Here is a 6,584-nt window from a genome sequence, read left to right on the forward strand (position 1 = left end):
CCAACCATACGGTGTAAGGCTGAATCGATTTGACTCAGGAGGGCCACCATGCTCGCTATTCGCCGCTCCCGCTACGGCGGACCGGAGACGCTCGAGATCGCTGACATCGATGACGAGCCGCTGGAAGCGGGGCGCGTTCGGCTGAGGGTTGCCGCTGCATCGCTGAACCCGTTCGAGTGGCATCACATGCGTGGCCTGCCCTGGTTGATGCGCCCCACATCCGGATGGCGCCATCCGCGCAATCCCGGACTCGGTGTAGACGTCGCCGGCATCGTCACCGAGGTTGCGGATGACGTCGCTGATCTGCGAGTGGGCGATCCCGTGTTCGGCGTCGCGCGAAACTCGCTGGCGGAGTCGGCGACCGCGCGCGCCGAGTATCTCGTGCGGATTCCCGATGGCGTGGAGCTGGAAGCCGCGGCTGCTGTGCCGCTTGCGGGTCTGACGGCGCTGCAGGCCCTGCGCAACCAGGGGCTCATCACGGCGGGCTCCCGTGTGCTGATCCTCGGCGCCGCGGGTGGCGTGGGGCACTACGCCGTGCAGATCGCCCGCGCTCTCGGTGCTGGTCGTGTTGTGGCAAGCTGCAGCGGGCGCAACGCCTCGTGGGTCCAGGGTTTGGGAGCGGACCGCGTTCTGGATTACACGCGGGGCGAGGTCGACGCCATCGACGAGCGGTTCGACGTCATTCTCGATATCGCCGGCGGAGCACGAATCGCGTATCTGCGATCCCTTCTCGCGCCGGGAGGCTCGCTTGTCCTCGTGGGTGGCCCCGGCGACGGGTTGCTCCTCGGGCCTGCCACACGGATCTTTCGAGGACTGATCACGAGTCGATTCCGCCGAGAGCGGGTCGTCATGGTGAACGCGACGTGGTCGGGAGAAGACCTCGCGACCCTCGCGACGATGCTCGGCGAGGGGAGCCTGCGCAGCATCATCCATCGAGAGGTCGGACTCACGGAGGTGCCCGCGGCGATCGCGGAGCTCGAGGGTGGACACGTCCCGGGAAAAATCGTCGTGCGACCCTGACGGCCGCGGTGGCCTCAGCGGGGACCTTCGGCCCTTCATGTGGCCTGACCACAGGCGTATCGTGCCCGTGTGCGCACGATCGAAGAGACCCTCGACCTCCAAGCCGATGCGGCGATCCACAAGATCGAGGGGATGAGGCATCCGCTGCGCTTCACCGTCTCGGGGATGCTCGCCGGCGCCTACGTCGGCATCGCCGTCGTGTTGATGCTCAATGCGGCAGGCCCGCTGGTCGAAACCAGCGGCGGTTGGGCGAAGCTCGTCAGCGGCTTGGTGTTCGGCGTCGCACTGACCCTCGTCGTCTTCGCGGGGGCAGAGCTTGTGACCTCATCGATGATGACGCTCACGCAGGGAACACTCATGCGCGCGACAGCACCCGGTCCGGCCGCGGGCGCGCTCGGCTTCACGTTCGTCGCGAACCTCCTCGGCTCGGCACTGTTCGGGGTGCTCGTCGCGGTGTCGGGAGTCCTGCACGCCAATCCCGCTGCTGGCGCGATGCTCGAGGTGATGCTGGATGCCAAGGCTCACGAATCACCTCTGGAGCTGTTCGTGCGCGGCATCCTGTGCAACGTGCTCGTGTGCCTCGCGATCTGGATGGTCGCGCGGTCGACCACCGACGGTCCGAAGTTCGTGGTCATCTTCTGGGCACTGCTGGCGTTCATCACGTCGGGTTTCGAGCATGTCGTGGCAAACATGACGACCTTCACCCTGGGGTTTGCGACCGGAGTCCCGAGCGCGACCTGGCTCTCGTTCGGCACAAACATGCTGTGGGTCGGCCTCGGCAATCTCGTCGGCGGCGCGGTGTTCGTGGGACTTGCCTACTGGGTGATCGGCGGGGCGCCGCGCTGGCCCTCCGTGCAGACCCTCAGGCCCGAGGAGGCCCAGGCATCGGTGTGACGGATGCCGCGAGCTGCGTCATCCGACGCTGGCGCATCGCCAGAAACAGGGGGAATGTGAAGGCGAATGCCGTAAGCCCCGAACCGAGGATGTAGAGCCACGCGAAGCGCATCCCGAGCCGGCGAGACTCGGCGACGATGAACACGCACCCGGCGACGGCGACGACGAGCAGGTCGACCGTGATCGACGAGACAGCCGGGCCGCTGGTGATGAGGTCGCCGATGAAGTCTCGCAGCTGGATGATCGCGAGGGTGTTGAAGAACCACGTGCCCACCAGCCCCGCGAGGGCCAGGACGAGGTAGGTGATGGCGAGGGGGCTCCAGTGTCGGGTCATGACTCGATCCTGACCGCTCGCTCAGCATCCGACCAGGTGCGCGCCTCAGGCAGGATGAATGAGTGATCGATGACTCCTCGCACGGCTCCCCCGATCCTTCCGTCGACCTCGACGCTCTTGCCGGCCGAGCGAGCGAGATTCGTCTGATCGCTGTCGATATGGACGGCACCTTGCTTGACGGCGAAGGCGCGGTGCCGCCGGCGCTGTGGCCGATGCTCGACCGCCTGCGCGCGGCGGGGATCGCGTTCGCACCCGCCAGTGGCAGGCAGCACGCCACACTGCGCCGGGAGTTCGGTACGCACGGTGACGATCTTGTCTTCATTGCCGAGAACGGCACGTTCGTGACGCGCGGTGATGAGGAGCTCAGCGCCGATGTCATGGACCGCGCGTTCGTCGCAGAGCTTCTGGGTGACATCCGCGGCTTCACCCACGACGTCGGCGTCGTGCTGTGCGGCAAGGGCTCGGCGTATATCGAACGAACGGATGCCGTCTTCCGCAGCCAGGCGGAGAAGTACTACGCGCGCCTGACCGATGTCCCCGACCTCACCGCCGTGGAGGACGAGATCCTGAAAGTCGCCGTCTTCGACGTCGAGGACGGCGAGAAGAACACGGCTCCCGCGCTGGAGCGACACCGTCTGACGCACCAGGTCGTCGTATCGGGACACCACTGGGTCGATGTCATGAACCGGGGAGCCTCCAAGGGCAAGGCGCTTCGCGCCATCCAGGACCTCCTGAACGTCACTCCCGAGCAGACCGCCGTGTTCGGGGACTACCTCAACGATCTCGACATGATGGATGCCGCAGACTTCTCGTTCGCGATGGCCAATGCGCATCCGGATGTCGCGGCAGCAGCCCGCTACCGGGCGCCATCCAACGTCGACCACGGCGTCATCCGCGTCCTGGAGCGCCTTCTGGGCTGACGGCCCCGCGTGCGGCTGCCACGGGGCAGGATGGACCCATGATCTCTATCCCCACCGTGACCCTGGCCGACGGCGTGAGCTTCCCGGAGGTGGGCTTCGGCACTTATGGCCTCCGCGGGGACGATGGCACCGATGCCATCGTCTCGGCCGTCCAGGCGGGATACCGCCTCCTGGATTCGGCAGTGAACTACGAGAACGAGGGCGAGGTCGGTGAGGCGGTTCGGCGCAGCGGCCTGGACCGCGACGAACTGATCGTCACGACGAAGATCCCGGGGCGCGACCACGGGTACGACGAGGCCCGCCGCAGCGCCCACGCGTCTCTCGACCGCCTCGGGCTCGACCGCATCGACCTGTATCTCATCCACTGGCCGAACCCCAGCGTCGACAAGTATGTCGACACGTGGCGCGCGATGATCGACCTGCGGGCTGAGGGACTCGTGCGCTCGATCGGAGTGTCGAACTTCACGGAGGCGATGCTCGATCGGCTGCACGGCGAGACGGGAGTGATGCCCGTCGTGAATCAGGTCGAGCTCCACCCCTACTTCCCGCAGGCATCGCTGCGCGCGTACCACGCGACTCACGGCATCCGCACCGAGAGCTGGAGTCCGCTCGCGCGCCGCAGCGAACTGCTGAGCGAACCGGTGATCGGCGACCTCGCGACTGAACTCGGCATCAGCCCCACGCAGGTCGTGCTGCGCTGGCACGTGCAGGTCGGCGCCACGCCCATTCCCAAGTCCGCTCACGCCGGTCGCCAACGCGAGAACGCCGATGTCTTCGGATTCACGCTCACCGACGATCAGGTTGCCGCGATCTCGGCGCTTGAGCGCGGGCGGCTCTGGGGCGGCGACCCGAACACGCACGAAGAGATGTGACGGCGACTCGCTTCAACCGCCGGCCGGGCTGTCAAGTCCCTCGCTGAGGAGGGCCGTCTGGCGCGATCCTGACGTCCTCCGTGCCGCGCGGGTTGCGCGGCTCCTGGCGAAAGGAAATCGACATGACCGACAGCGCACGTGATCCCCTGGAAGAGGCCGACACCGTCGAACAGATCGCCCCCATCGAAGGAGCTGAGCCCACGGTCGACCCGCAGCGCTCGTCGGAGGACGGATCGGTCGAGGATGCCACGGTCGATATCGATCCCGACATCCTGCCCGAAACGCAGGGCGAGGATCCGCTGAGCGCCGACCTGGGTGAAGAGGGGCAGGGTGATCTTGCCCCCGAAGACGAGTAGACGGACCGGAGTCAGCGTGACCGGTGATCCTCGGGGTGCAGCCGTGGGGCGCGCCGCGGCTCGCGGGGTGCGCCGGCCGCCGCGAGCAGTCGGATGACGCGCTGCCGGTGACCTGCCCAGGGGGACAGCAGTTCGAGCATCCCGTCGTCGTCGGTGCGCGAGCCGGTGAGCGCATAGCCGACCTCGTGGGCGAGGTGGTAGTCACCGACGCTCACCGCATCTGGGTCACCGAGCGCCTTGATGCGTGTCTCGGCTGAGGTCCAGGGCCCGATGCCGGGCTGCGAGATCAGGACCCGGTCGATCTGCTCGGAGTCGCTGGCGGTGACGATGGCACGCACGAGCGATTCGCCGCGCTCGGCGACCCGGGCGATCGTTCGCGCCTGAGGTGGTTCGAGTCCGGCCCGGTGCCAGTCCCACGATGGGATGCGCCGCCACCCCTCGATCGTGGGTGGGGCGAACATCGGCCGCGGCGTAGGACCCGGCGCCGGCGTGCCATACCAGGTCACGAGCCGCCGCCAGGCCGCGAACGCCTGCAATCCCGTGATCTTCTGCTCGACGACGGAGCTCACGAGAGCATCGAAGACGAGCTCGGTGCGCCCGAGCCGGAGCCCGGGGTTGCGGTGTGCGAGGTGCGCGATGAGCGGATGCCGCGTCGCGTCGAACCCGGTTGCATCATCGCTGACACCGCACAGGGCGGGCGCCTGCTCGAGGGCCCACTCAGCGCCCGGGCCCCACGCCGCAATCCGCACCGAACCGTCCGCGGTGCCGCGCAGCGCGAGGGTTGCCACCCCGAGCGGCGTACGGCTCGCGCGCCAGATGACGGGTCCATCGACGGTGAGCGTAGGGTCGTTCGCGCCACGGCGCTGGAACACCACGGTCGCGCGCAGATCGAGCGGGTGCCGCGGCCGGTAGACGGTCTCGAGGGCCGCCGCGGAAGCGGTGGGGCTCGGCGCCAGCGAGGTCATGGGATCACGATACGTGGGTCGGCTGACACGCCGACGGGTCCTGATGGTTCGGTCGCGCTGTCGTGCGGGTGAGTGGCGCTGAAGCCCGCGTCAAGGCGCGACTGAACCGGGAGGTCGCACGCCGATCGGATGCTGAGGGAGAGACCCTGTGCGCTCTAGAACCGGTCGGGCGAGGGCGCACCGTGGCCGTAGCGGATGACGACGTCGGCGTGACGATCGAAGCGGTAACCGACACCGCGCACCGTGCGCACGATGTCTTCGTAGCGGCCGAGCTTGGAACGCAGGCGTCGGACATGCACATCGATCGTGCGCTCTCCGGGCGCCTCGCCGTCCTCGGCGCTCTGCCAGAGCGACGAGACCAGTTCCGCCCGCTCGATCGTTCGGCCTTCGCGGAGCACCAGGTACTGGAGCAGTTCGAACTCCGTGAAGGTGAACGGCGCCGTCTCGCCGTCGATAACGACGCGCTTGCGCGAGATATCGAAGACGACGCCGCGTGCGGAGCGGTCGGTGTCTTCGGGCTCGGTGGCAGCAGTAACCGCGGCGATGGCCGACGGCTCACGCAGTGCGCGGCGCACGACATCGACATCGCGTCCGCCGGCGCCTCGGGGCGCAAGCGCGACAGTGGCGTAGGTTTCGGCATCCGGTGCGAGCTCGGCCAGGGTGCGGCGCAGCGCATCGACGAGAACCGGGAGTGAAACGCCGGCAGCGGCGGCTTTGGCCTCATCGAGACCGACATACAGAGCGAAGCCCCGGGGAGTGCGCGCGGCGGGCTCGTCAGCGATCGGCGGCACGGCGTGCAGGTGACGGGCGGGAGCGGGGCGGGTGAGGAGGGCGGTGTTCGACATGGGGATGATGGTCCTTGCGGAGGGCCCGGCTGGTTCGGGCAGAGGTGTTGCGGTGACCCGGCGGTCGGTGTCGAGCGCGGTTCTGATGGGGGCGCTCTGCGAGAGGGCTAGGGGGCGGTGCGATCTGGATCGCAGGACGAGCCCCGCTGAGGTGTCGTCAGCGACACATTCGACAACACATGACTGAGCGGCCGGCCATCATCATGCCGGCAGTACCGTTCGCCTCCCAGGCGGACAGAACATGCGCGTTGTCAGTCATGCGGCCGATTATGACCGACAGTGTCGAAGTGCGTCAAATCGCCGACGTGCCTCAGCTTCTTTGAGCGTGTGGGGGTGGCCGGTGCCTCACATAGTTTGAGCGCGAAGCTTGCCTGTGTG

Annotated in this window: 8 protein-coding genes; 5 read left to right on the plus strand and 3 right to left on the minus strand. The window is 67.8% G+C overall.

Annotation, left to right across the window (positions count from 1 at the left end; genetic code table 11):
- Window positions 1-48 precede the first annotated feature (48 nt).
- Both ACQVDU_RS08980 and ACQVDU_RS08985 read left to right on the plus strand, forming a co-directional pair.
- Window positions 49-1,020, plus strand: coding sequence for an NAD(P)-dependent alcohol dehydrogenase (locus ACQVDU_RS08980; protein ID WP_443476927.1), 972 nt, complete (start codon window positions 49-51; stop codon window positions 1,018-1,020).
- A 69-nt stretch (window positions 1,021-1,089) separates the two neighbouring features.
- The gene (locus ACQVDU_RS08985; RefSeq protein ID WP_300590496.1) at window positions 1,090-1,914 is read left to right on the plus strand and encodes a formate/nitrite transporter family protein; all 825 of its coding nucleotides are present in this window, start codon (window positions 1,090-1,092) and stop codon (window positions 1,912-1,914) included.
- On the opposite strand, the gene ACQVDU_RS08990 is transcribed toward ACQVDU_RS08985, so the two are convergent.
- Window positions 1,883-2,248, minus strand: a complete 366-nt coding sequence (locus ACQVDU_RS08990; protein WP_300590497.1) for a DUF2834 domain-containing protein — start codon at window positions 2,246-2,248, stop codon at window positions 1,883-1,885. The two genes, ACQVDU_RS08985 and ACQVDU_RS08990, sit on opposite strands and share 32 nt — an antisense overlap.
- 62 nt (window positions 2,249-2,310) lie before the next feature.
- On the opposite strand from ACQVDU_RS08990, the gene ACQVDU_RS08995 reads away from it, so the two are divergent.
- The 3 genes from ACQVDU_RS08995 to ACQVDU_RS09005 all read left to right on the plus strand — a co-directional run bounded on the left by ACQVDU_RS08995 (window position 2,311) and on the right by ACQVDU_RS09005 (window position 4,396).
- Window positions 2,311-3,168 (plus strand): Cof-type HAD-IIB family hydrolase, encoded by an 858-nt coding sequence (locus ACQVDU_RS08995; RefSeq protein WP_443476928.1) that lies wholly within the window; start codon window positions 2,311-2,313, stop codon window positions 3,166-3,168.
- A 38-nt stretch (window positions 3,169-3,206) separates the two neighbouring features.
- Window positions 3,207-4,040, plus strand: coding sequence for an aldo/keto reductase (locus ACQVDU_RS09000; protein WP_443476929.1), 834 nt, complete (start codon window positions 3,207-3,209; stop codon window positions 4,038-4,040).
- A 122-nt stretch (window positions 4,041-4,162) separates the two neighbouring features.
- Window positions 4,163-4,396 carry a hypothetical protein gene (locus tag ACQVDU_RS09005; protein WP_300590499.1) on the plus strand — a complete coding sequence of 78 codons (234 nt, stop codon included), beginning with the start codon at window positions 4,163-4,165 and terminating at the stop codon, window positions 4,394-4,396.
- 11 nt (window positions 4,397-4,407) lie between these two features.
- Here the strand turns inward: ACQVDU_RS09005 and ACQVDU_RS09010 are convergent, their stop codons facing one another.
- Complete coding sequence (locus ACQVDU_RS09010; RefSeq protein ID WP_443476930.1) at window positions 4,408-5,361, minus strand: DNA-3-methyladenine glycosylase family protein; 954 nt, start codon at window positions 5,359-5,361, stop codon at window positions 4,408-4,410.
- Between the two features lie 155 nt (window positions 5,362-5,516).
- Entirely contained in the window at window positions 5,517-6,206 is a 690-nt protein-coding gene (locus tag ACQVDU_RS09015; protein WP_300590501.1) for a winged helix-turn-helix domain-containing protein, read from the minus strand.
- Window positions 6,207-6,584: the final 378 nt, after the last annotated feature.

The sequence above is a fragment of the Microbacterium sp. F2 genome, from assembly GCF_052274505.1.
Lineage (GTDB): Bacteria > Actinomycetota > Actinomycetes > Actinomycetales > Microbacteriaceae > Microbacterium.